Genomic DNA, 25297 nt, shown 5'->3' on the forward strand with positions numbered 1-25297 from the left:
ATTGTCAGTAGTTCCTCTGATAATAGGGACTTTTTTTATGTCCAGATAAAAGGGGAATGAAAGATGGAAAATAATGATGTGAGTCGTTCGTTAAAGACTCGTCATCTATCAATGATTGCGTTAGGAGGTTCGATTGGAACTGGTTTATTCGTTGCCAGTGGTTCTTCAATCTCAACCGCAGGACCTGGAGGAGCTCTGATAGCTTATGTGGCTATCGGTATTATGGTCTACTTTTTGATGACAAGTTTAGGAGAAATGGCTACTTATATGCCGGTCTCTGGTTCCTTTGCAACTTACGCAACTAAATTTATCGATCCGGCCTTTGGCTTTGCTTTGGGTTGGAATTATTGGTTTAACTGGGCTATTACCTTAGCGGTAGACTTATCAACTATTTCTTTGGTTGTTAAGTATTGGTTCCCAAGTTGGACATCATGGAAAATAAGTTTAACGTTTATGATCGTTTTACTAGTGATTAACTTCATTTCAGTTGGTTCATTTGGTGAAACTGAATATTGGCTCTCGTCAATTAAAGTTACTGCCGTAATTATCTTTTTGATTGTCGGTATCTTGAGTATTTTAGGTATTCTAGGCAATCAACATTTTGTTGGTTTAACTAATTATACTTACAAGAAAGCACCATTTGTTGGTGGAATACCGGCAATTCTAAGCGTATTCGTCGTAGCTGGATTCTCGTTTCAGGGTACCGAGTTGATCGGAATTACTGCAGGAGAATCTGCTACACCCGAGAAGAGTATACCCAAAGCTATCAAACAAGTCTTCTGGAGAATCTTGTTATTCTACATATTGTCAATCGCTGTTATTGGCGCTTTGATTCCTTATACAAGTCCTAATTTGTTAGGTTCAGGAGCTGGCGATATTGCTATTAGTCCGTTTACTATTGTTTTCAAAAAAGTTGGTATTCCACTAGCTGCTGGGGTAATGAATGCCGTTATTTTGACATCAGTTATTTCTGCTGCTAACTCAGGATTATACGCTGCTAGTCGTATGCTTTGGTCCATGAGTAAGCAAGGTATGGCGCCAAAGGCTTTCCAAAGAACTAATGGTCGAGGCGTACCCGTCTTTTCACTATTATTAACAGCTTTAGTTGGGGCCATCGCTCTATTTACAAGTTTGTATGGTGATTCATTCTATGAATTGTTAGTTGCAGCGTCAGGATTGACAGGGTTCATTGCATGGTTAGGAATTGCCTTTTCACATTACCGATTTAGAAAAGCTTACTTGTATAAAGGATATGATTTAGATGATCTCCGCTACAAAGCAAAGTGGTTCCCATTTGGACCAATTTTAGCCATTGTCTTAGGAATTATTATTATCTTAGGACAGGATGTAAGATCAATGGTAGATTTCAATATCGGAAGATTATTGATCAGTTACAGTGGATTGATTATTCTGTTCGTATGTTGGCTTTACTACAAACTCAGATACAAGACTAAGTTCTTGAAATTAGAGGATATTGATGTAAAACATGAACAAAAACACAACCACTATTGATATTTAAGTTAGTTTAAATTATTATAAGAAATGAATATAACGCTAAGAGAGTGCCTACTCATAAACCTTTCAGAGAAGCGATGGTTGGTGAAAATCGCAAAGGCTTTTATTCCAGCATTCTGGCAACGGGTAATGCCGTTCGGGTTGATCCGATAAAGTCTGAAAGTGCAGTGTATTTGCGTACACTGAAACTGGGTGGTACCGCGAATGGTCGATTCGTCCCTTTATTGGGATGAATCGGCCTTTTTTTGTAGAGAGCGGAGCAGGCCCGGGAATTTCCGAGGATTTGCTTAGGTACTGGAATCGCACGCGCACCATGCGTGCAATTCCAGTACTGTAGCAAACCGGAAGAAATTGGCCTGCAAAACTCGTTTCCACTATAAAAAATAGAACAATGGTTATTAATAAAAGAACCGGTTATTTAACCTCAAACCCAAATCATCCCAAACCAAAAGAGTACAAACTCTCTCAAGCCAAAAATCAAAAAGGAGAATCTCAATGTTAGATATCAAATTGATTAGAAAAGATCCAGAATGGATCAAGAACAAGTTAGCATCACGTGGAGTAACTAGTGATGAAATCGATGAATTGCTTGGCTATGACAGCAAGCGTCGTGAATTATTAGTTAAGAGTGAAACCCTTAAAGAAAAAAGAAACACAGTTTCTCAAGGTATCGCTACTAAAAAACGTAATAAAGAAGATGCCAGTGACGAAATTGCTGCTATGAAGCAAGTTGGTTCAGACATTAAGAATTTGGATGCTGAGCTTGAAGAAACAGAAGGAAAGATGAACTACATCTTAGTTCGTCTACCTAACATTCCTGACGATTCAGTTCCTGTTGGACCTGATGAAAGTACTAACGTTGAAATTCGTAAAGTCGGTGCCATTCCTAAGGAAGGTTTCAAACCTCGTCATCACTGGGATATCGGTGAAGAATTAGGAATTCTAGACTTTGAACAAGCTACTAAAGTTGCCGGTTCACGTTTTGTTTACTACATCGGTATGGGTGCTAGACTTGAACGTGCCGTTTACAACTTTATGTTGGATCAACACCAAAAGGAAGGTTACACAGAAGTTATCCCTCCATACTTGGTAAATAACGACGCCATGTTTGGTACAAGTCAATTCCCTAAGTTTACTGAAGACGTTTATACAGTTATGGTTGATGAAAATCCACTAACTTTGATCCCTACAGCTGAAGTACCATTGACAAACTATTTTGCTGGTAAGATTTTAAATGAAAAAGACTTACCTAAATACGTTACAGCATTAACACCTTGTTTCCGTTCAGAAGCAGGTAGTGCTGGTCGTGATACTCGTGGTTTGATCCGTATGCACCAATTCAATAAGGTTGAAATGGTTAAGGTTACAAAACCAGAAGAATCATACAATGAACTAGAAAAATTGACAGCCAACGCTGAAAACATTTTGAAACAATTAGGACTTCCATATCACGTTATTGTACTTTCAAGTGGGGATGCTAGTTTCAGTTCAGCTAAGACATACGATCTTGAAGTTTGGATGCCTGCTCAAGACAAGTATCGTGAAGTCTCAAGTTGTTCAAACTGTCTTGACTTCCAAGCTCGTCGTGCTCATATTCGTTATCGTGACGAAAATGGTAAGACCAAGTTGGCACATACTTTGAATGGTTCAGGACTTGCTGCAGGTCGTACCGTAGCCGCTATCCTTGAAAACTACCAAAATGAAGATGGATCAGTTACAATTCCTGACGTATTGGTACCATACATGGGTGGAGTTACAAAAATTACTAAAGAAAATGCTAAATAAGTATTGACTCAATCCCAATAGATTGATAAGATTTAATAGTTCTGTTAAAGAGCTATTGAATTATTCCGGATTAGCTCAGTTGGTAGAGCATCTGACTGTTAATCAGGGTGTCGTCAGTTCGAGTCTGACATCCGGAGTTATAAATACTTAGGAAATCCTAGGTGTCTTCAATAGAAATACATCTAGTTCATTTGAATTAGATGTATTTTTTTATAGGATTTCTTTTTTTGCCGTGTTAGCTCAGTTGGTAGAGCATCGGTATCGTAAACCGGCGGTCACAGGTTCGACTCCTGCACACGGCATAATAAGAATGTCAGTTAAAAACAGAAGAGCCTTTGAATACTGTTAAATCAGCATTCAAAGCTCTTTTTTATTCCGCGTTTTTTAATGTGTTTTTGAGCATTTTATTGCAAGCGGTATTTAACGGTAGTTTTCGGTGAAGATTTCCAAAAACAAAATTGTAAATTTTAACTGTCAATTCCATTAAAAACATAAGTTTTAGGGGGGTACACATGGTCTTTTGACACTAAAAAAAGCCGTTAGGCTTAGTCAGAATTTGAAGTAAATTCAGTTAAATCAGATTTATAATCATAGAATTTAAATCGGTTATCATTTTTGAGAGAATTGTTTTTTAGAACAACATTCATACTAGTTCTAAAATTAAATTTTACAAGTACATCGCTTTGGCAAACATATTCAATGTGATACGTTCTTTTTTTATTTGTCTTTTCAACATAGAGAGATTTATCCTTCAAATTGTCAAAACCAATATTTGATTCTTTGGACTTTATCGCATTTCTTGCAATATCGTAAAAGGCTTCTTCTTGATCGTCATTAAGTTTATCTACTTTATCGGAAAGCAATACGTGGTTCTCTGTTTTATTGAAATAAGGTGCAGACCAATGTCGATAGTTAACGTATGATTTAATCCCAAAGCCACCAGCTAACAAAAAAATGGCTACTATTAACCAAAGCCACCATTTCCTATAGAAGAGTGGCTTATGTTTCCTTCTTGAAACTCTACTTCGTGAATTTGCTTCTCTCATTGTAGAGACCCCCTATAATTTAATTCCCCCTGAAGCATACTTTTAAACTATTAAGTGAAAAAATTAATTATTCATATATTGATAACTTATGAGAGTGGTAAATTCAATTGTTGCACTTACTTTGTTTCCAGTAACACTGGAATTCTGAATATTTAGTATTTGATAGCCCTTTTTCTGTATCCCCGTGAGAATGGCATTTATTTGGTTTGTATATTTTCCGTCAACAGTAAAGTGAGTGCTATCAAATTTTGCAATACTTTCTATCATAATGACATGAACAAGTCCATCTGAAATCAGTCTAGAATTGACTTCATCACTAAATACATGTTTTCCGCTAGCTTTTTGAGAAACGTTAAATAATCCCATATATAGAACCCTCCGTATTGAATCTTACTTTTTATGATCCCGACGGTATTGTGCTCGCATAGAAGTATTATTACTGTCGTTCTTTGAGTCCATAAATTCTTTAGTTTTGTCAAATGTTTCGTTAAATAGTTTTCCAGAGAATTTATAAATTCCAAATATAATCAAGACGATAATTATCAAAAGAATAATAGTATATGGAAGTATTTTTGGATTAAATAAAATTCCGCCTATTATAAAAAGACTGATGATAAAACCGAATGCACTCCAAAGCTTTTTTGTAGCTTTCATAATAAATTTATCCCCTTTATACAACCTTAATCCTCTAAGTAGGGTACTCCGCAGCAATATCTTAACTATTTATAAGTTTTTGGTAGGTGATTTTTTCTTCTATATATAGATTGGTTACTACGGTCATAGCAAAGTTTCTAACCAAACATATTGCTATCCTTTTTATTAATAATACTACAATACGTAGGTAGAAAGTGATTCAAGAGCAATTTAGAAATATTTATATGTATGCCTTTTCAAAGAAGATTATTTTACAAATCAAAGAATATCAAAAAAATGTTATAAATTTCCATAAGCTATATAAATTTGCCCACATTAATTATATAATGACTGTATTAGATAATGAATTGAGAAATACCTCCTAGGGGAAACACAGACGTGTTTCTCCATTTTTTTGATAAAAAATAAACAAAAAAGCTAACCTGTAAAAGGGTTAGCTCATAAGATTAAAGTCGACAATTAAATCTGTATTGTTGGCTTTTTTTATTTAACTTGATTTAATGCGTTTTGAACGGCTTCTTTAATAGCTTTACTTGAGGCAGAGGCACCGGAAACAGTATCAACGTTGACAGAGTTTTTAGCGACAATTTCCTTAGGTAATTCTTTAACAGCCTTCAAACCATAATCGTCGGATTCACTTTGCTTCAAAACTTCAATATCTTGGATATTTTTGTCATCATCAACTGTAACCCGTACAACAATTTCGTTACCCATGCCGGCGGTTGATTTACCGATATATTGGTTATCTTTCGTTTCGAAATGTTCTTCGGCAATATCGGAACCAAGTCCTTCTTCATGAATGATGGCTGAAGTTTGAGCATCAACATTTGTAGCGGTAATTTCTGGTTTAACACTAGCAGCATTTTCACCGGCAATCTTACCAAAGATTAAATTTTCAGCTAAATTGCTACCACCATTGTATTGACGTCCCATTAAACTGCCTAATTCACCAGCAGCATAAAGATGAGGGATTACTTGATCATCATTGTCGACCACTTCAGCGTGAGAGTTATGAACCGGACCGCCTTGAGTATTTAATAGACCCTGGACCATTGCTAAAGCATAATAGGGACCATCGTCAAAGACAGTCAAAGTTTCAGGATCACGATTGAAGGCATAATCACGTTTTTGTTCAGCAAAATAATTGAAGTCTGTAATAGTCTTTTGCAACTTATCAACGTCAACATTCAAAACTTTTGCTAAGCTTTCAAGATTGTCGGCCTTAACAACTGCTTTCAAGAATTCTGGGTAAGGAGCATTTTTATCGTTAGATAATTCATCGTACTTCTTTTGATCAAAGACAACATAGGGATGACGTTGAGCTAGTGGAATTCTCCAGTTGCCGTGATCTTGAATGTGACCATGTCTGTGGATCTCATTTTCGTCGAAGTAACGAGTTCCATCGTCACCAACAACGATCAAGCTGCCTTGGTGGAAAGCAGGCCAGTCAAATGGTAAAAATTGTGAACGTTGACCCTTAGCAGGTTTAGGTGTCAACCCATGGAAGATACCGTATGATTCATAATTGTTCATATTGTAAAGTTGGGCGCCAACCTCGCTAGCCATTTTGACTCCGATACCCTTATTGTAGAGAGAACCGATTGGATTCAAGCTAGTTTCACCTAAATAGTTTTCAATCATCTTAGGATTGTTTTCAAAACCACCAGTTGCCATTATGACACCATTGTTAGCTCTAACATTTAACAATTTACCGTCACGTTCAATTTGAACCCCAACGATTGCTTTAGTTTCTGGGTTTTGAATTAAATGTTTTGCAGGCGTTTGGTAAAGAACATCGATCTTATCAGCACGATCGAGAACTTGTTGGCGTAAGTTTTTCCACAAAGCTGAATCAGCCACGCCTTCATGAACAGCGACTAATTCGTGTGTAGCTTGACCTCTGAATTCAGGATATTCGTGAGCCATAAAGTATAAGGCTTTGGAAACAGGTGATTCAGGATGTTGGCCCATAACAAAAGGCTTTACACCTAGATATTTCTCCAAATAATCAGGGATCTTATACAATCCTTGAATGAAGGTTTCCATCAAGTCTTGATCATAGGCTAATGGGTAGGCCAAATCTTGATAATATTTTCTCAAGTCATCGAGATCGTCACCTGAAGAAATAACTTGTCCAGCGTAGCGAGTATTGCCACCCTCATGACCCTCGGGAGCTGAATCAGTAATTAAGACTTTGGCACCATTATCGGCCGCAAATCTAGCAGCAGTAGCACCGGCACCACCGAAGCCCAAGACGATTACATCATAAGTAGCGTTCCAATTTAGTTTTGAATCCTCAAACATATCATTCACTCCATTTCCGTAAGGTGTTAAGGTTAATATAACTCTAAATTGTGACATTGTGAACGTTTTATAAATCTGGAATTGAAATCGAGGATGAAAATGAGTTTAGTTAATAAGAAGTATTATGCCTTAGGAACCTTGATCAATCTGACCGTTGCGACTCCAGCTGGAGAGAAAGAGTTGGACGCAGCTTATGACTTGATCAAAAATTATGAAGATAAATTGACTGTTAACCGCGATCAGTCCGAGGTTATGTCAATCAATCATTTGGCCGGAATCAAACCAGTGGCTGTACCAACTGATACTTATGAACTAATTAAGCGAGCCGTATTAGTTAGTCGCCAACATTTAGGTTTTAACGTTGCGATTGGACCTTTAGTTAAACTGTGGAAAATCGGTTTCAAGGGCGCTAACAAACCAAGTGATGCCGATATTAAAGAACGTTTACGTATTATTGATCCTGAAAGAATTAAATTAGATGATAAAAAACAAACGGTTTTCTTGGAAGAAAAGGGTATGGAAATTGACCTAGGTGGAATTGCTAAAGGTTATATCGCTGATAAAATCAAAACCTTGTGGTTAAGCATGAATGTTGAAACAGGCATTATTGATTTGGGTGGCAATGTTCTTTTACTTGGTCCCAGTGTTCATGAAGACAAAATGTGGAATATCGGTGTTCAGAATCCAGTGGAAAAACGAGATGTGTCATTAGGCGTTTTGCATACGACCGCTAAGTCAATTGGAACTTCTGGTATTTATGAACGTAAACTGGTTATCGATGGTCATGAATACCATCATATGTTTGATTCCAAGACGGGTTATCCCATCAAAAACAATCTTGCCAGTGTGACGATTGTCAGTGATAAGTCGATTGATGGTGAGATTTGGTCAACTGTTGGATTCTATCAAGGTATCGAAAAAGGATTGGCTTTGATTGAAAGTCAACCTGGTGTCGAGGCCATTTTTATCACGAAAAATTTGGAATATCAAACTACTAGTGGATTACGTGACAAGTTTTTTAAAATATAACAATTATATATCATAACAATTCCAAAATTGTGTTGATTTATATTGTGAACGAATTTACAATGAACATGTAAGATAATTATAAATAAGGTGATTGCTAATATGAATAAATTTATTGCAATAGTGGGATCTAATTCCAATAAGTCGACTAATCGTGAATTATTGAAGTACATGAAGAAACGTTTCCAATCAGCCGCTGAAATTGAGTTGGTTGAAATCAAGAATCTTCCAATTTATAAGAAGAGTGCTGATAAGTATGTTCCTCAAGAGGCATTAGATATTGCTAATAAAATCGAAGCCGCCGATGGTGTGATTATTGCGACACCTGAATACGATCACTCCATTCCAGCTGTTTTATCGAGTGCTTTAGCCTGGTTATCATATGGAATCCATCCATTTGTGGATAAACCAGTTATGATTACAGGAGCTTCTTATGGTTCATTAGGCTCATCACGGGCACAAGCGCAATTACGCCAGATTTTGGATTCACCAGAATTGAAGGCTAGAATTATGCCTAGTTCAGAATTTTTATTGGGTCACTCATTACAAGCCTTTGATGAGAATGGTGATTTGAAGGATGAAAAGATTATTAAACAACTAGACGGATTATTCCAAGATTTCTTGGATTTCGTAAATATATCTAAACAATTAAATAATGCCAATGAAATTAACAAACAAAAAGCCAAAGAATTTTCTTGGGATAAGGACTAGGGGAGATAAATATGAAATTAGTAGGTATTGCAGGTTCAATTGCTGACCAATCATACAATCGTACATTGTTGAATTTCATGTCTAAGCACTGTGAGGGTGTTGCTGATATTGAAGTTTTGGATATCAATCAAGTCCCAATGTTTAGTCAAGATGATGATCAAACAAATAGTTCCGTTATTCAAAAGCTAAGCAATAAAATCAAATCGGCTGATGGTGTTATCATTGCTACTCCTGAGCATAACCACACAGTTCCAGCTGCTTTGAAGAATGTTATCGAATGGTTATCATATGAGATCCATCCGCTTGATGGTAAACCGGTTATGATTGTGGGAGCCTCATATCATACTCAAGGTTCATCACGTGCTCAATTGCATTTGAGACAAATTTTAGAGGCACCAGGAGTTAATGCTGTTGTTTTACCTGGTAATGAATTCTTATTAGGTAATGTTAAAACAGCTTTTGATGATAATGGTGATTTGAAAGATCAACGTACTATTGATTTTCTTGATACAACTTTACAGAAATTTATTAAGTTTGCGAAGGTGATTAATATGATCGATGCTGACGACTATGAAAAGGAAGATTTATCGGCCACTGGTAAGACAGATACAACTGTAGAAGGTGTAGACATGGATGATCCTGATTGGTTAAATAAGGCTGCAAAGAAAGTTAACGCTGTGGAAGGCAATACATATGTTAAATTGGATAGCGGTCTTTTGACTGTTAACCAGTTGAATTACATGTTGAAGACTACTCCAATTGAATTGACTTATGTTGATGAAAATAATCAATTTATCTATTACAATCGTTTCTTGCCAACTGAAAAGATGTTAGCTAAGAGAACTCCTGAACAAGTTGGAGATTCATTAACCACAGTCCATCCAGGTAAAGAACGTGTTATTAAGCATGTTAAGCAAGTTATCCACATGTTGAGAAGCGGTAAGACGGATCTAGTTTCAATGCCAGTACCCGGAGGCGATAGTGACCATCATGTTATGCATTACTACAAAGCTATGCATGATGAAGAGGGTAACTATAAAGGTGTTAATGAATGGGCTGTTGATTTGAAACCTATCGTTAATGAATACTTAAAACAAACTGGTCAAATGTTAGTTCCAGATCCAAATGCTAAGGTTGATGCCACTTCAGGCGCTTCAAAGAAACCAGATGCACCTGTAGATGCAACAGCTAGTGCTTCTAAAGAAGAAACAGAAAAAGAAGTTAAACCGGAAGTTGATGCTACAAGTAGTGCATCGAAACACTAAATAAAAGAGCAAGATGTTAATAAGTTTAATTGGATAATAAGAACAGCTTCTATTAAGAGATTCAAGTACGTGATTTATAACTTGAATGCTTAATGGAGGCTGTTTTTTTATTAAAATTTCTTTTTTCTAAAAAGATAATATCCCAGAATTAAAAATATTGCAGTATATATTAATGTCCCTAAAAGTAGTTCTATGTTGGTTAAATGACTAGTGTCATGGTAAACGGCATAGTTATAGTACTGAGCGGTCAAATTGTACATATTTAGTGGATTCCATTTAACCAAATTTAGTAAGTGAGCATTAGTATTCAAAAGTTGTGATGAAGCTGTTTGACCCATGAAAACGATGGCTAAATTAATAGTGATGACGATTGAATTGGATTTAATTAGACTAGAACTTAAAAAAATCAAACTGACGATTAAAGTTGAAGCCACAAGATCTATTAAGGTTGTGTTTAACATGTTGATAACTAAACTTTGAGAATACTTATTGATAATCAACCAAGAAACATGGGCTTTTAGTGGTGTCAGTTGAAGTAATAAAGTAAAAATAATAGCCAAAAAGTGGAGAAATAGGTTATAGATTGAAATGACTAATAATTTTGATGCAAAAACTTGGAATCTGTTAGGAGCTTTATAGATTGTTAATAGAATAGTGTGATATTGATATTCCATGGAAAGGACAGTTGAGCAGACGATGATTAGAGCTAATAAGATCCATTCCCCTGAATTGTAAGTTGCCATAATCAAGAGTCTTTGCTCAGAATTGCCAATGAAAGCTCTTGACAGCATCATTAAACACAAAATTAATATGGGCGCAATCCACGTAATCTTTTGATGGGTAATTTTGAAGAATTCATTCTTTATACTTTGTTTCATTTTATTCACCTAGACTGACCTTTTCTTAAAAATTTGGTATCCGATAATTAAAAATAAAATGGTCGAAAATTTCAATAACAAGTTAGCCACTTGGACAAAATAAATTGAATCCAAGTGATATCAGTATTTGAAGTTTATAAATATGTCTTTAAGCGCCACAGGAACTAGCAAAGAGTTCTTGTGGCGTTTTATAGTTCAATAACTTTCTAGGCATATTGTTGAGCTTAAATTCTATGTCTCTTATTACTTTTGGGCTGACTGTATCCAGTGACAGCCCTTTGGGCAAGTCACGACGTATCATTCGATTATGTACTTCATTTGTTCCACGTTCACAAGATGTATATGGGTGTGTGAAGTAAACATCCGCAACGCCAGCCATATCAGATGATAGATTAGAGAACTCAGGGCCATTGTCTGCAGTGATTGAATTGATAAGATCACCATAGTTCTTTATGATCTCTTTCATAGCATAATCTACAGAGTCGGCATCTCTACCGTCAATAAGTCTCATTATTTCAAAGCGTGTCTTACGCTCTATGAGCGTTAAGACGACACTCTCATGGCCATTTCTTTTGCCCACAATCGTGTCTATCTCAAAGTCCCCAAAGGATTCTCTGCTATCAACACTTTTAGGGCGTTTCTCAATACTACGACCAAGTAGACGCTTATGCTTTTTTGAAGTATGTTGCTTAGTCGGTCTAGTTGACTTTTCTACCAGATCAATATTCCGGATTTCAAGTCGTTGTTCATCAATATATTTGTAAAGTGTAGTAGTACAAACCATTTCATCTACTAAGAATAATTCTTCGTTCTTAGCTCGTCCAACGGCCGTATCAGGTGACCATCCATTATCTATGAACTGGCTTACAAAGAAGCCTAAAAAGGCTGTGACTTGGTCGAATTTAGAAGGACGATGGCAAAGCTTACGGTTCTTTACATACTTTTGATGTGCAGTGTCAGGAAAGTAGCAATTCAAGTGTTGAACTTTACCATTAACTTTCTTGATCTGCTCAACAGTACCTCTGTTAATTTCATTATTAATAGTCTGAGGTGAAACGCCGATAGCTTTAGCTATCTGGCGATTCGAGTAGCCAATTGAATGAAAGGAAGCAATCTTTCCACATTCAATTTCAGTTAAATGATGTCCTTTAGGACGATTTATGATATTCTGTTCTAGCACCAAGACGAAAAACCTCTTTCATTGTTTGTGTGAGAACTCCAATGATACCTGATTTTTACGTCTTGGTGTTTTTATTTTGTCATTTTTCTAAAGTGGCTAACTTGATTATAAAATTCGCCAAAATAAAATGGTGTAAAGAAGAGTACAGATAATCAGTTCCGAACTATTCAGATGCGAGCTGTTCATAAGTTGTGGATTAGCCAATTGATTGGATACATAAATCATATTGAGAGGATTCCATTTGATGAAATTAAATAGTGGATATAAGGCCGTTGAAATGACGGCTCCTAAGAAACCAATGATTAGACCAATGCCAATAACAAGGGGATTGATTTTTAACCAAGAAATTAGTAAGAGGGCTAATGCAATGATGAAGATTGAATAAATGAATCCACCGCTGAGATTAAGTAGTAAAGTTCCTAAAAATTTGGCGTGATAGCCATTAAATAGTATAAATTTCAAAATCATTGTAAAAATGAGGTTCATTATTAATAGAAAAAAACTATATAGTAACATTACTAAAAATTTAGCTAGATAGATCTGCCACTTGTGTGAAGTCTTGTAGAGCAAATTGATAATGGTATTGTTCTGATATTCCATGGATAGGATTGAAGAGGAGATAGTTACCAGAATGATAATGATCCACTGGCTAGATCCAAAACCGTTGTTCAGGAGGAAATTGGCATTGTGATTAGTGAGATAGGTATAAATCATTAATAATAATAAGGTGATTACGCCATATAGTGGCATTTTTTGACAACGAAATTTAAAAAGTTCTTGTTTCAAGTTGTTAAGCATGATTTTTTACCTCCTGATTTTTAAGTAAGTTGACAATGGTTCTTTCTAAAGTAGGGCGTTGAGGGACCAATTCTAGTAGGTTAATTCCATTGTTAAAAAGTATTTTTTGAACATTTTTGATATCTTGACGTTTAACAATTAATCTATCGTTTGAAGTTATCTGATAATTGGTTAATAAAATTTTAGTTTTGTCGGGTTGATCAGTTAAAATTACGTAATAGTCATAATTAGTTTTTAAAAAAGCCGACATTGGTTTGGTCAAAATGATTTTACCGTTGTTGATCAGAATCATTTCAGTCATAACTTTTTGTAGTTCGCTCAAAATATGACTAGAGATCAAAAAGGAACAACCGTTTTGAGCGTATTCTTTGATAATTTTCCGAATTAAAATGGTTGCTTCGATGTCTAAGCCATTCATTGGTTCATCGAGAATAACTAGTTGGGGATGATTCAATAGAGCAATACCGATACCTAATTTTTGTTTCATACCTAAGGAATACTCTTTGGCCTTTTGATCGATATATTTATTCATTCCTAATAAAGTGATGATATGTTGCATATCGATTGGATCCGTCGAGTAAAGACTGAGATTCTGTGTACCAGTCAAAAAGGGATAGATAGCGGGATGTTCAATTAAGGCGCCAACTTTTTCTAAGGCGTGATGATCATTTTCCGTAATCTTCTGATTGTTTAAATTGATTTCACCGTTGAATTTAGTTAGTCCGAGAATCGACTTCATGATTGTTGTTTTCCCAGCCCCATTGGGTCCAATTAAGCCAACAATACTGCCGGAAGTGATGGAGAAAGTTGCATTATTAATGATTTTTTTCTTGCCTATGATTGTACTGACCTGCTTGATTTCTAACATTTGTAACACCCTCTGATATTTATTTGCTACCTCTAATTTCGATTAAACTTTCTCTGTGTACAAGCAAGTAATTCTCAACTTAGGTACAAAAGAAACTAACAAGCGCGCAAATATAAGTTACCTTTGATGTATAAAAGTTTGATATATCAGGGACTAGTGGGTTGCTTAAAAATTTTGGACATAAAAAAAGCTCATCTGAGGGGGGATGAGCTCGTTTTTTTGTTGTACAAATGCACAACGACATTACCAGTAGTGTCGGGGGAAAGATATGAATGCTTTATGAGGGTTTCCAATTTCTTTTAAATATTAAATAGAGAGGGATTTGTTAATTAATTAATGAAAGCATTCAAAGTAAATTATTGTAATGGGATTTTTCTTAATTGATTGAGGGGGTCAATTAAGAATTTAAATTTGTGAGTTAACGATATGAGGATGTATCGTAACTTTTTTTAAGAGTTAAAGGAAGGAATCGCATCTCATATCTTTTCCCTTTCACAGTTATAAATATAGCATATATGTTTAAACATGTCGGTTCAAAATAGAACAAAATATTTTTTTGTTTTTAGGATAAAATAATGAATTGATTGAGTAATAATAATTCGATATTGTGTTTTAAAACGAGTGAATAAATTTTAAACAACAAAAAAGCTCATCTGAGGGGGATGAGCTTGTCTTTTCGTTACGATTATGTAACGACATTACCAGTAGTGTCAGGGGAAGATATGAATGATTCTGATAAAATTTCCAAATTGAGGGATTTGGTATTAATAATGGAAAGCATTCAAATTGAATTTATAATTGGGATAACTCGCAATAAGTACGAATTGATTGAGGGAACAATTCATATTTATTAGTTCGCTTAGATTTCGGTATGAGGATGTATACCGTGATCCGTGTATCAAAATTAATAAAGGAGGAATCATAAATGATTCATACCTTATCCCCTTTCACAGTTATAAATATAGCACATATGTTTAAACATAATTTTTCAATTATTGTAAATTTATTTGTTTGTTTTTAATATCACAATATTTGTTTCTTGATAACTAGAAGATATTAATAAAATAGGGTTCTATGAGATATAATGATTGATTAATTTTGATAATTAAGCTCATTTAAAATTAATTATCAAAATTTATTGAAAAAGATAATCTATTTGTATTCGAATTAATCAAAATAAGTCAAAAAAAAACAGCTCATCTGGGGGGACGGGCTTGTTTTTTGTTACACGTTTGGTGTAACGGCATTACCAGTAGTGTCAGGGGAAGATATGAATGCTTGTGAGGTTTCCATATTTGTCAAATAGAGAGGGATTTATTAATTAATTAATGAAAGCATTCAAAGTAAATTATTGTAATGGGATATTACAAACGTATCGTTTAAGTAAAAATTGATTGAGGGGGGCAATTTTTATTGTTGATACGAATGAACTTTATAGGTTAACGATATGAGGATGTGTATCGCAACCTTCATTAAGAGTTAAAAAAGGAAGGAATTGCATTTTCATATCTAAACCCCTTGCACACTTATAATATACCACATGTTTTTAAACAGTTAAATTCATTTTCGAAAAAAATATTTATTTGTTTTTAATATCACAAAATCAATAAATAGTTAGATAATAGCGGTATCATAAAATTTTTGTTAATAAAGGATAATCAACACATATGGAGGAAGTGAGGATTAAAAATAATTTAATTGGTTAATATCAAGATATTATATAAACAAAATATATTTTTTTAAATATCTTGTAAACGTTTTTAATGTATTAGTGAATAAATTATAATGATAAGAAAAAAGGACGGTGTCTATTATGAAAGTAAGTATTGTAGGTTGTACACACGCAGGAACTTTTTCAGCGATGAACATTTTGAAGGAACATCCAGATTGGGAAGTCTCTGTTTTTGAAAGAAATGATAATTTATCTTTTCTATCCTGTGGGATTGCACTTTGGGTAAGTGATCGTGTTTCAGATCCTAATAAGATGTTTTATGCTAGCCCAGAAGCATTGACTGATATGAGTGCACATATGTACATGCAACATGATGTGACTGATATTGACTTTGATAACAAGAAATTGTCAGTGAAAAACTTAGCAAATGGTGATACTTTTAGCCAAACATACGATAAGTTAGTAATTACAACTGGCTCAGCCCCAATTATTCCTCCAATTCCTGGAATTGATTCAGATCGTGTTATGTTGTGTAAGAACTGGACTAATGCTAATGAATTGAAAGAAAATGCTAAAGACATCAAGAGTGCCATTGTTATTGGTGCTGGTTATATTGGTGCAGAATTGGCTGAAGGTTATGCTACTTTAGGCAAGGAAACAACATTGATCGATGCTTTACCAGATGTTTTGGCTAAGAATCTTGATCCGAATATGTCAGCTGTTGCCGAAAAAGATTACGTTGATAATGGTGTAACTTTAGGCTTGAGTGAAAAAGTAGAGTCATTTGAAGAAACAGATCATAGTGTAATTGTTAAAACTGATAAGAATACTTATGAAGCAGACATCGCCGTTATGTGTGTTGGCTTCCGTCCTAATACAAAGATGTTTGCTGATAAATTTGAAACTTTACCAAACGGTGCATTAGTTGTAGATAAATATATGCATACAAGTATTCCAGATGTTTACTCAGCAGGTGATGCAGCGTCTGTACATTATAATCCAACCGGTGACAATCAATATATTCCTTTAGCAACTAACTCAGTTCGTCAGGGTATTTTAGTTGGTAAAAATATTGAGAAAGATACCGCCGAATATATGGGTACACAAGCTAGTTCAGCTGTTGAATTATTCGGCAGAACTTATGCAGCTAGTGGATTGACTAAAGTTCATGCGGATGCATTGGGCAAGAACGTTGCTGAAGTTTCACTTGAAGACAATTATCGTCCTGAATTTATGTTGTCAACAACTCCTGTATTGATGAATTTAGTTTGGGATCCAGAAACAAGAGTAGTGCTTGGTGGTGCTTTGACAAGTAAGTATGATGTATCACAATCAGCTAACTTGTTATCACTTGCTATTCAAAAGAAAGTTACGATTGATGAATTATCAATGGTTGATTTCTTGTTCCAACCAAACTTTGATAAACCAGTTAATTATGTTAGTGCCTTAGCAGGTGCTGCTGTTGAAAAAGCTGATTCAGCTATTAACGAATAATTGAAGATTATGAAGGTAGCTTTCGGGCTGCCTTTTTTTGTATGTTTTTTTGGAATAACCGTTGTTCTATGCGATATTGTGGAAACAAGCTACGCAGGCCTGCTTCGCTCTCTAAAATTCATAAATTATTCTTATTTTGTTAAAACTCCTTTCATAAAATCACGGTACTATGTATACATAGTCAAATATGGCTATTCAAAAAACGAGGTGAATGCTTATGAAAAAACATCCGATTCTTGTTCTCACGGGTGTATCTGTCTTAGCTACTGTTTGTACTAAGATGATCAGAAGTCACAATGAAAAGAAATTTTTAAACTAATTAAAAAGTACTAACATTCAAATTAAAAATACAACCATTCAAAACAAATAACTATTTAACTAACCTGAGGTAAATAATATGAAAAACGATAATAATATAGGCTTGCGTAAGCAAGCCCTTTTTGTGTTTTCGACGTTAATAATTTTACTTATTGCCTAATATCTCATATTATTTTGATAGTTAGTAAGGAGAGTTTTGATATGGCAAAACGTTATGTGCGTTATTATTCTGGAACTTTTATCATTAATTTGATTATTATTTCGATTATCTTTGCTTGCACTGGTTTGGTTCCTTTTGGTAGTAATAACTTTTTGAGTAGCGACTTGGGTACTCAATATTTAACATTCTTAACGGAGCTTAGAAGACAAATTGTGTCAGGAAATTTGCATTTATATCTGTTTAGTCAATCTTTAGGTGATAATTTTTTTCCCGTTATGAGCTACTATCTTTTATCGCCCTTTAATCTATTATTAGTTTTCTTTAGTGCTCGGAATATTCCGATTGCAGCTGATATTTTGATTATGATCAAGATATCCACAATGGGTGTAACGATGGCATTCTTTTTAAAAGAGTACTTTCAAGAGCGTAGTGCCGCTAATTGGATATTTACGATTGCTTATAGTTTTTGTGGCTTTGTAGCGTCGTACTTTTATGATCTAATGTGGTTAGATGCCTTAATTATGCTACCTTTGGTAGCTGTTGGTGTGATGCGTGTGATCAAGCACCATCAATATGTGCTGTATTATTTTTCTATTTTATTTTCAATCATCTTTAATTATTACTTGGGTTACATGCTCTGTATTTTTTCCGTTTGTTTCTTCATCTATATTGGATTAGAAGATAATCTATTTCATCAACAAGATAAATGGTTAGTTATCAGACGTTACTTGATCTCTTCTGTTTTAGCAGGGCTAAGTTCAGCAGTAGTTTTATTGCCAACTTTAATAGGAATGTTAAAAACAGCCAAGACTTCATTTAATATTCTCAATTATTTACCATCGGCACGTTTTGGTTTAGAGGCTTTAACTCAGTTAGGAATTGGAGGAAACAGCTTTGATCAACGTTTGGAACACGGTCCGTCTGTTTTCATGACATCAACGATTTTGATTTTATTATTAAGCTATTATCTTAGTTCACGTGTTAGTAATCGTGATAAACAGAATTCGGTTTTTTTATTAGGAATTTTGCTGATCAGTATGTTTGTGACAACTTTTAATACGATGTGGCATATGTTTCAAAATCCAGCTGGTTTTCCATTTCGAAATAGTTTTATCTTTTCTTTTGCATGCATCTTTATTGCTCGAAAGGCCTGGCAAAGTGGGGTAGTTAATGAATTAGACGTTATAACGAAGGCAACATGTATTGCTGGTATCTTAATTTGTTTAGGTTATTTAACTGAATGGCTCTTGCCTAAGATTATTGAAAAATTAGGCTTTGATAGTATCAGTTTGAATTACAGTATTGATTACTTCTGGTTGAGCTTGGTTTGCATTATTCTTTCAGGACTAACGCTTTTATTGCTGAATCGTAATAAGAATTTCTTGTTGATTTTATTTTTAATGGTTGGGTTTGAAGTGATCGCCAATTTTAATTCAGTAATGGCAACAGCTGACTTTGGGAACCAGGCTATTTATCAGAATGAATTTGATCGAGAGAACACAATTTTAAAAGAAGTGAAAGATCGAAGTAACTTGGGACATCGAATAATCGTTTCTAAGTCGGGATTGAATAAAGCCTTCCCTGAAAAATATAATAATTATAACGATCCTATTCTCTTCAATATTAATGGTTTGAGTTTGTACAGTTCTACGTTAAATCAAAATACTTTAGAGATGATGAAGAATTTAGGGTATTTTAGTCTCAATGTCAGAAGAATTAGTTATTATGGCGGTACTAAGTTAACTAATGCCTTGCTGGGTGTTTATTATCGAGTTCGTCAGTGGGGAAGTCACTATCATGTAGAGGAAAATTATAAAGCTCCGACTTTAGGCTTTCTAGCTGATAATAATATCTATGACTTTAAAATGAGATCAGGTCAAGCTTTGTCTAATCAAGAAAGATTATGGCAGGCCCTGAATGGCAATAGTACAGAATATTTTAAAAATTCACTCTTAACCAGCATGCAACAGAGTGTTATTGGTAATCAAAAGCTATATACTTATCAGTTAACTACGAGAACAACAGGACCGTTATACTTTTATGTAACGCCTTTTAATTACGACAAGTCTAAAATTTATGTTAATGGTAAGAGAACCAAGACTTCATCGATTAATGTCTATAAAGCAGCAACGTTATATTTGGGTAACTTTAAACGAAATAAACAAGTGGAGATAAGGATTCTAACGAATAAAACTTTGGGATTAAATCCACGCTATTTTCAATCTTTAGATCAGTCTAAATTTGATTTATCAGTAGATAATTTTAAAAGGCGGTCATTAAATGTTAAATCGGATTTGAATCATGATACGGTTCGAGGCTCAATTAATGTAGATCAGGATGCACCATTATTATTGAGTATTCCTTATGATGATGGCTGGAGTGCGTACGTTGATGGTAAAAAAGTTAAAATTAATAAAGTAGTTTCAAATTTGATGGCGATTGATCTCAAAAAGGGTCAGCATAATGTAGTTCTAAATTATCAAGTTCCTGGTTTAAAGCTGGGCTGGCTTGTTTCTGCCGTTGCCGTTATACTGTTCATAAGTTTTATTTTGATAGTTAGATCAAAGGATAAATTACGAGATATATAATAGCTAATTTTTGTAAATATTATCGAAATATTTGCAAAATTCTGTAGATGTTATAAGATTCTGATATGAAGCGTTTACATTAAAAACGGGGTGAAATTTGATGTCCAATGAATATATTATGGCGATAGATGAAGGTACAACTAGTACTCGTGCTATCATTTTTGACCAAAAGGGGAATAAGATAGCTGATGCTCAACGTGAGTTCACACAGTATTTTCCTGAACCTGGCTGGGTTGAACACGATGCTAATGAGATTTGGAACGCTGTGCAGTCAACAATAGCTAATGTTTTTATTGAATCAGGAATTAAACCAGATCAAATTAAGGGTATTGGTATTACAAATCAACGTGAAACGACAGTGGTTTGGGATAAGACGACAGGTCTTCCTATCTATAATGCAATTGTTTGGCAAAGTCGTCAGACAACCGATATTGCCGAAAAATTGGCTGGTCGTGGTTATGGTGAGATGATTCATGAAAAGACAGGCTTATTGATTGATCCATACTTTTCCGCTACAAAGATTCGTTGGATTTTGGATCATGTTAAAGGAGCTCAAAAACGTGCTGAAGATGGAGAACTCCTTTTTGGAACAATTGACAGTTGGTTACTTTGGAAGCTGTCTGGTGGTGCAGCTCACATAACCGATTATTCTAATGCTAGTCGTACAATGCTTTTCAATATTCATAGTTTGGAATGGGATAAAGATATTTTAAGAATCTTAAATATTCCACAAGCAATGTTGCCAGAGGTTCGTCCTAATTCTGAAGTCTATGCTAAGACAAAAGACTATCATTTTTATGGATCAGAAGTTCCTATTGCTGGAATGATCGGTGACCAACAGGCTGCTTTATTTGGTCAAATGGCTTTTGAACCAGGAATGGTAAAGAATACTTACGGAACTGGTGCTTTTATTGTTATGAATACTGGTGAGAAACCACAGTTGTCTGATAATAATTTATTAACTACTATTGGATATGGTATTAATAATAAAATTTATTACGCACTTGAAGGTAGTATTTTTGTGGCTGGATCAGCCATTCAATGGTTAAGAGATGCAATGAATTTGGTCGATTCTGCTCCTCAATCTGAAGAGGCTGCTTTAGCTTCAACAGATCAAGATGAGGTCTATGTTGTACCAGCTTTCACGGGATTAGGTGCTCCATATTGGGACGCTGATGCTCGTGGTGCAGTCTTTGGTTTAACTCGAGGAACAACTAAGAATGATTTCATTAAGGCTACTTTGCAATCATTAGCCTATCAATCACGTGATGTTCTAGATACAATGAAGAAAGATACTGGCATCGATATACCAACCTTAAAAGTTGATGGTGGTGCTGCCAATAATCGTTATCTAATGCAATTTCAAGCTGATATTTTACAGACTCCAGTTCAAAGGGCCAAAGACTTGGAGACTACTGCTTTGGGAGCTGCCTTTTTAGCTGGATTAGCAGTGGGTTATTGGGATAATTTATATGATATTAAGAAACAATATGCTACTGGTGCTACATTTGAACCAGAGATGGATCAAGAACACGCAGATTACTTATATGAAGGTTGGCGTGAAGCAGTTAGTGCAACTAGAAAATTTAAGCATAAGACAACTAAATAAAAGGCGAAGCATCGCCTTTTTTGCTGTTTAGGAGTTAGAGATGGATAAAGATTACATTTTAGCAATTGATGAGGGAACAACAACAGCTCGGGCAATTATTTTTGATCACAGTGGTCAACGGGTTGCGATGGCAAGACATCCAATCAGACAAATTTTGCCTAATCCAGGGTGGGTTGAACATGAACCAAATGAAATTTGGAATGCTGTACAAACAACTATTGCGACGGCGTTGATTGACTCTGGGATTAAACCAAAACAAATTAAAGCAATCGGAATTGCTAGTCAAAGAGAAACCACGGTTGTTTGGGACAAAAAGACTGGACTTCCTATATATAATGCAATTGTTTGGCAGAGTCGTCAGACTTCTAAGCTAGCCAACGATTTTATTAAAGCTGGTTATAAAGATGAAATTCATCAAAAGACTGGATTAATTATCAGTCCTTACTTTTCAGCAACAAAGATTCGTTGGATCTTGGATCATGTTGATGGTTCTCAAGAACGGGCTGAAAAAGGTGAACTTTTATTTGGAACTATTAATACTTGGCTGTTGTGGAAATTGACTGACGGTGAAAGCTTTATGACTGATTGTGCCAATGCTAGTCGAACAATGCTTTATAACATCAATACCCTTGAATGGGATGATGATTTATTAAAACTATTTAATATTCCTCGAGTAATGTTGCCAGAAGTTAAATCCAATTCAGAAGTTTTCGGTATAACGAAGAATTATCAATTCTATGGTTCAGAGATTCCGATTTCTGGAATGACTGGTTCACAACAAGCCTCATTATTTGGCCAAATGGCTTTCGAACCAGGGATGGTAAAGAATACTTATGGAACTGGTGCGTTTGCAGTTATGAATACTGGTAACAAACCTGCAATGTCAGATAATAATTTATTGACGACAATTGCTTATGGTATAAATGGCGAAATCAAGTATGCCTTGGAAGGTAGTGTGTTTGTTGCCGGAGCAGCTTTGCAGTGGTTACGGGATGATATGAAATTGATTAGTTCCACACCTGCAACTTCTGATGCAGCGAAGAATTCGATTGATGATAATGAGGTTTATGTAGTACCAGCTTTTGCCGGCTTAGGTGCACCATACTGGGATAACGAGGCTCATGGAACTATTTTTGGTTTGACTAGAGGAACGACAGACAAAGATGTAATTAAGGCTACTTTACAGGCCATTGCTTATCAAACGAAAGACATTATTGGAACAATGAGTTCTGACTCAAAGATTCCAATTGAAGTTTTAAAGGTTGATGGAGCAGCTTCTGCCAATGACTATCTCATGCAATTTCAAGCCGATATTCTGGGAATATCTCTTCAAAGATCATCTGAATTGGAAACAACTTCTTTAGGTGTGGCATTCATGGCAGGACTAGGAGTGGGCTATTGGAAAGATTTGGATGATATTAAGCAAAATTATCAGGCAGGTAAAATTTACCAGCCAAAAATGTCAGAAACTGTACGTACAAATTTATATGATGGATGGAAAGATGCTGTTGAAGCAACGATGGCATTTAAACATAATATCTAATTTAAATAAGAGTCTATCTTAAAAGACTCTTATTTTTTATTGTTGATATAAAAGGATTCTTATGAATTTTATTAAAAAAACTTTGACATGAAGTTTTTGAAAGTTTAATATTAATACATCATTGTGTAATGTGAGGAGAATTTTTTAATGGATGAGAAGAAGGACCGAGGATTTTTCGGTCAACCGACAGGTTTACGCACCTTGTTCTTAACTGAATTTTGGGAGAGATTCAGTTATTACGGTATGCGTGCCATTTTACTTTTCTATATGTACTATGCTGTAACTAAAGGCGGTCTAGGAATGGACCGTACTACTGCTGCTTCTGTTATGTCTATCTATGGTTCATTAGTTTATATGTCTAGTGTTCTGGGTGGATTTATCAGTGACAGACTATTAGGGGCCAGAAGAACTGTCTTCTGGGGTGGTGTTGCCATTATGCTTGGTCATATTGTGCTATCACTTCCTATTGGTGAGACAGGACTGTTTTCATCAATCGCTCTTATCGTTATTGGTACCGGACTATTGAAGCCAAACGTATCCGAAATGGTTGGTGGACTATATAGTGAAGGGGATCCAAGACGTGACTCAGGATTTAGTATTTATGTCATGGGTATTAACTTAGGTTCATTGTTTGCTCCACCAGCAGTAAATGCTATGAGTAATCACTTTAACTTCCATGCTGGTTTTTCACTAGCTGCTATCGGTATGTTTATTGGCTTAATTGTTTACTGGTGGGATGGTCGTAAATATCTTCCTGAAGAAAGTTTACATGCTCCAGATCCAATCACGGATAAAGAACGTACTAAGTTCTTCCAACGTGTTGCTCTTGTAGTCTTAGTATTGGCTATTATTGTAATTGTAATGATCTTTGCTCATGCCTTTACAATTGATAATATCATCACAATTATTAGTATTCTTGGTATTGCTTTACCAATTGGTTACTTTATTATGATGATTTCAAGTAAGAAAGTTACTAAGATTGAAAGATCACGTGTACTTGCTTATATTCCTTTGTTCTTGGCTGCCGTTATTTTCTGGGCAATTGAAGAACAAGGTTCAGTTGTTCTAGCCTTATTTGCTGCTGAACAAACAAGACTCAGTTTTGCAGGATTTAAATTATCAGCTCCATTGTTCCAGATGCTTAACCCATTCTTTATCATTATCTATACACCATTCTTTGCTTGGTTATGGATTAAGTTGGGCAACCGTCAACCATCATCTCCATCTAAATTCTGGATGGGATTAGTTGCAACGGCCATTTCATACTTTGTTTTGATTATTCCTTTGATGGGAATTGCGCCAGGAGCAAAAGTTAGCCCACTTTGGTTAGTATTGAGTTGGGGTATTATTGAAATTGGTGAAATGCTAATTTCTCCAGTTGGTTTGTCAGCTACAACAAAACTTGCTCCTAAGGCTTTTAAGGGTCAAATGATGAGTATGTGGTTCTTAGCTGATTCTGCTGGACAAGCTGCTAATGCGCAAATTGTTAAGTTATACAACCCAGGGGATCCACATAATGAAATGATGTTCTTTGGTGTGACTGGAATTGTAACACTTGTAGTAGCAGTTATTTTGGTATTGTTTGTACCAAAGATCAAGAAACTTATGCAAGGTGTTAACTAAATTAAAATTAATATAAAGTCTTAGCTGATTTTAAATCAGTTGAGGCTTTTTTGTATGGTTTAGTTGTTTGCAAAATCTCTGTAGATTGTTAGAAGTCAAGCATTGTGTTCCAGTCAGATTCTTCTTATTGTGGCGATGACATATTATTTCGTATTAAAAAATTCCATTTTTTAGATTAAATAACAATTATTTTAAAAAATCCCTTGAAATGAAGTTGGTTTTTCGTTAATATTATTAAGTCGAATGAAGACAGAGCAACT

The 25297-nt window shown here is 35.1% G+C and carries 19 protein-coding genes and 2 tRNA genes; 13 read left to right on the forward strand and 8 right to left on the reverse strand.

Annotation, left to right across the window (positions count from 1 at the left end):
• The first annotated feature begins 63 nt into the window (after positions 1-63).
• The 4 genes from ACI6PB_RS02460 to ACI6PB_RS02475 all read left to right on the forward strand — a co-directional run bounded on the left by ACI6PB_RS02460 (position 64) and on the right by ACI6PB_RS02475 (position 3602).
• On the forward strand, positions 64-1512 hold the full coding sequence (locus tag ACI6PB_RS02460; RefSeq protein WP_404279482.1) for an amino acid permease: 1449 nt from the start codon (positions 64-66) through the stop codon (positions 1510-1512).
• A gap of 498 nt (positions 1513-2010) precedes the next feature.
• Positions 2011-3300 carry a serine--tRNA ligase gene (gene serS, locus ACI6PB_RS02465; protein WP_404279484.1) on the forward strand — a complete coding sequence of 430 codons (1290 nt, stop codon included), beginning with the start codon at positions 2011-2013 and terminating at the stop codon, positions 3298-3300.
• A 64-nt stretch (positions 3301-3364) separates the two neighbouring features.
• Positions 3365-3437, forward strand: a tRNA-Asn gene (locus ACI6PB_RS02470).
• 92 nt (positions 3438-3529) lie between these two features.
• Positions 3530-3602 (forward strand) — tRNA-Thr (locus ACI6PB_RS02475).
• 243 nt (positions 3603-3845) lie between these two features.
• On the opposite strand, the gene ACI6PB_RS02480 is transcribed toward ACI6PB_RS02475, so the two are convergent.
• From ACI6PB_RS02480 to ACI6PB_RS02495, 4 genes are all read right to left on the reverse strand, one after another.
• Entirely contained in the window at positions 3846-4346 is a 501-nt protein-coding gene (locus ACI6PB_RS02480; protein WP_404327720.1) for a hypothetical protein, read from the reverse strand.
• Positions 4347-4409: 63 nt separating this feature from the next.
• Complete coding sequence (locus tag ACI6PB_RS02485) at positions 4410-4712, reverse strand: hypothetical protein (protein WP_404327721.1); 303 nt, start codon at positions 4710-4712, stop codon at positions 4410-4412.
• A 24-nt stretch (positions 4713-4736) separates the two neighbouring features.
• The gene (locus tag ACI6PB_RS02490; RefSeq protein ID WP_404327722.1) at positions 4737-5000 is read right to left on the reverse strand and encodes a hypothetical protein; all 264 of its coding nucleotides are present in this window, start codon (positions 4998-5000) and stop codon (positions 4737-4739) included.
• 483 nt (positions 5001-5483) lie between these two features.
• Complete coding sequence (locus ACI6PB_RS02495) at positions 5484-7304, reverse strand: FAD-binding protein (protein ID WP_404327724.1); 1821 nt, start codon at positions 7302-7304, stop codon at positions 5484-5486.
• 99 nt (positions 7305-7403) lie between these two features.
• On the opposite strand from ACI6PB_RS02495, the gene ACI6PB_RS02500 reads away from it, so the two are divergent.
• From ACI6PB_RS02500 to ACI6PB_RS02510, 3 genes are all read left to right on the forward strand, one after another.
• On the forward strand, positions 7404-8333 hold the full coding sequence (locus ACI6PB_RS02500; protein WP_025085821.1) for an FAD:protein FMN transferase: 930 nt from the start codon (positions 7404-7406) through the stop codon (positions 8331-8333).
• A gap of 99 nt (positions 8334-8432) precedes the next feature.
• Positions 8433-9041, forward strand: coding sequence for an NADPH-dependent FMN reductase (locus tag ACI6PB_RS02505; protein ID WP_025085822.1), 609 nt, complete (start codon positions 8433-8435; stop codon positions 9039-9041).
• Between the two features lie 11 nt (positions 9042-9052).
• Positions 9053-10306: an NAD(P)H-dependent oxidoreductase gene (locus ACI6PB_RS02510; RefSeq protein ID WP_309510435.1), complete on the forward strand. Its 1254-nt coding sequence runs from the start codon at positions 9053-9055 to the stop codon at positions 10304-10306.
• Between the two features lie 110 nt (positions 10307-10416).
• On the opposite strand, the gene ACI6PB_RS02515 is transcribed toward ACI6PB_RS02510, so the two are convergent.
• The 4 genes from ACI6PB_RS02515 to ACI6PB_RS02530 form a co-directional block, all read right to left on the reverse strand.
• Positions 10417-11184 carry an ABC transporter permease gene (locus tag ACI6PB_RS02515; protein WP_404327725.1) on the reverse strand — a complete coding sequence of 256 codons (768 nt, stop codon included), beginning with the start codon at positions 11182-11184 and terminating at the stop codon, positions 10417-10419.
• A gap of 148 nt (positions 11185-11332) precedes the next feature.
• Entirely contained in the window at positions 11333-12367 is a 1035-nt protein-coding gene (locus tag ACI6PB_RS02520) for an IS30 family transposase (RefSeq protein ID WP_404327727.1), read from the reverse strand.
• 102 nt (positions 12368-12469) lie between these two features.
• Entirely contained in the window at positions 12470-13162 is a 693-nt protein-coding gene (locus ACI6PB_RS02525; RefSeq protein ID WP_404327728.1) for an ABC transporter permease, read from the reverse strand.
• Positions 13155-14030, reverse strand: a complete 876-nt coding sequence (locus tag ACI6PB_RS02530; RefSeq protein ID WP_025085824.1) for an ABC transporter ATP-binding protein — start codon at positions 14028-14030, stop codon at positions 13155-13157. The genes ACI6PB_RS02525 and ACI6PB_RS02530 overlap by 8 nt, the downstream gene beginning before the upstream one ends.
• Before the next feature lie 668 nt (positions 14031-14698).
• Here ACI6PB_RS02530 and ACI6PB_RS02535 point away from each other — a divergent pair.
• The 6 genes from ACI6PB_RS02535 to ACI6PB_RS02560 all read left to right on the forward strand — a co-directional run bounded on the left by ACI6PB_RS02535 (position 14699) and on the right by ACI6PB_RS02560 (position 25037).
• A complete protein-coding gene (locus tag ACI6PB_RS02535; protein WP_025085825.1) occupies positions 14699-14884 on the forward strand; it encodes a hypothetical protein in 186 nt (61 codons plus the stop codon).
• A gap of 959 nt (positions 14885-15843) precedes the next feature.
• Entirely contained in the window at positions 15844-17196 is a 1353-nt protein-coding gene (locus ACI6PB_RS02540; RefSeq protein WP_404281010.1) for an FAD-dependent oxidoreductase, read from the forward strand.
• Positions 17197-17715: 519 nt separating this feature from the next.
• The gene (locus ACI6PB_RS02545; RefSeq protein WP_404327729.1) at positions 17716-20262 is read left to right on the forward strand and encodes a YfhO family protein; all 2547 of its coding nucleotides are present in this window, start codon (positions 17716-17718) and stop codon (positions 20260-20262) included.
• 100 nt (positions 20263-20362) lie between these two features.
• A complete protein-coding gene (gene glpK, locus ACI6PB_RS02550) occupies positions 20363-21871 on the forward strand; it encodes a glycerol kinase GlpK (protein WP_025086004.1) in 1509 nt (502 codons plus the stop codon).
• 40 nt (positions 21872-21911) lie between these two features.
• Positions 21912-23414, forward strand: a complete 1503-nt coding sequence (glpK, locus tag ACI6PB_RS02555; RefSeq protein ID WP_056955650.1) for a glycerol kinase GlpK — start codon at positions 21912-21914, stop codon at positions 23412-23414.
• A gap of 147 nt (positions 23415-23561) precedes the next feature.
• The gene (locus ACI6PB_RS02560; RefSeq protein WP_025086002.1) at positions 23562-25037 is read left to right on the forward strand and encodes a peptide MFS transporter; all 1476 of its coding nucleotides are present in this window, start codon (positions 23562-23564) and stop codon (positions 25035-25037) included.
• The last annotated feature ends 260 nt before the right edge of the window (positions 25038-25297 follow it).

Source organism: Companilactobacillus paralimentarius (genome assembly GCF_963227125.1).
Lineage (GTDB): Bacteria > Bacillota > Bacilli > Lactobacillales > Lactobacillaceae > Companilactobacillus > Companilactobacillus paralimentarius.

What these genes read in the sequence shown, in the direction of transcription:
- ACI6PB_RS02460 (WP_404279482.1), top strand. Translation starts at nt 64, where the DNA reads ATGGAAAATAATGATGTGAGTCGTTCGTTAAAGACTCGTCATCTATCA.
- serS (WP_404279484.1), top strand. Translation starts at nt 2,011, where the DNA reads ATGTTAGATATCAAATTGATTAGAAAAGATCCAGAATGGATCAAGAAC.
- ACI6PB_RS02480 (WP_404327720.1), bottom strand. Translation starts at nt 4,346, where the DNA reads ATGAGAGAAGCAAATTCACGAAGTAGAGTTTCAAGAAGGAAACATAAG.
- ACI6PB_RS02485 (WP_404327721.1), bottom strand. Translation starts at nt 4,712, where the DNA reads ATGGGATTATTTAACGTTTCTCAAAAAGCTAGCGGAAAACATGTATTT.
- ACI6PB_RS02490 (WP_404327722.1), bottom strand. Translation starts at nt 5,000, where the DNA reads ATGAAAGCTACAAAAAAGCTTTGGAGTGCATTCGGTTTTATCATCAGT.
- ACI6PB_RS02495 (WP_404327724.1), bottom strand. Translation starts at nt 7,304, where the DNA reads ATGTTTGAGGATTCAAAACTAAATTGGAACGCTACTTATGATGTAATC.
- ACI6PB_RS02500 (WP_025085821.1), top strand. Translation starts at nt 7,404, where the DNA reads ATGAGTTTAGTTAATAAGAAGTATTATGCCTTAGGAACCTTGATCAAT.
- ACI6PB_RS02505 (WP_025085822.1), top strand. Translation starts at nt 8,433, where the DNA reads ATGAATAAATTTATTGCAATAGTGGGATCTAATTCCAATAAGTCGACT.
- ACI6PB_RS02510 (WP_309510435.1), top strand. Translation starts at nt 9,053, where the DNA reads ATGAAATTAGTAGGTATTGCAGGTTCAATTGCTGACCAATCATACAAT.
- ACI6PB_RS02515 (WP_404327725.1), bottom strand. Translation starts at nt 11,184, where the DNA reads ATGAAACAAAGTATAAAGAATGAATTCTTCAAAATTACCCATCAAAAG.
- ACI6PB_RS02525 (WP_404327728.1), bottom strand. Translation starts at nt 13,162, where the DNA reads ATGCTTAACAACTTGAAACAAGAACTTTTTAAATTTCGTTGTCAAAAA.
- ACI6PB_RS02530 (WP_025085824.1), bottom strand. Translation starts at nt 14,030, where the DNA reads ATGTTAGAAATCAAGCAGGTCAGTACAATCATAGGCAAGAAAAAAATC.
- ACI6PB_RS02540 (WP_404281010.1), top strand. Translation starts at nt 15,844, where the DNA reads ATGAAAGTAAGTATTGTAGGTTGTACACACGCAGGAACTTTTTCAGCG.
- ACI6PB_RS02545 (WP_404327729.1), top strand. Translation starts at nt 17,716, where the DNA reads ATGGCAAAACGTTATGTGCGTTATTATTCTGGAACTTTTATCATTAAT.
- glpK (WP_025086004.1), top strand. Translation starts at nt 20,363, where the DNA reads ATGTCCAATGAATATATTATGGCGATAGATGAAGGTACAACTAGTACT.
- glpK (WP_056955650.1), top strand. Translation starts at nt 21,912, where the DNA reads ATGGATAAAGATTACATTTTAGCAATTGATGAGGGAACAACAACAGCT.
- ACI6PB_RS02560 (WP_025086002.1), top strand. Translation starts at nt 23,562, where the DNA reads ATGGATGAGAAGAAGGACCGAGGATTTTTCGGTCAACCGACAGGTTTA.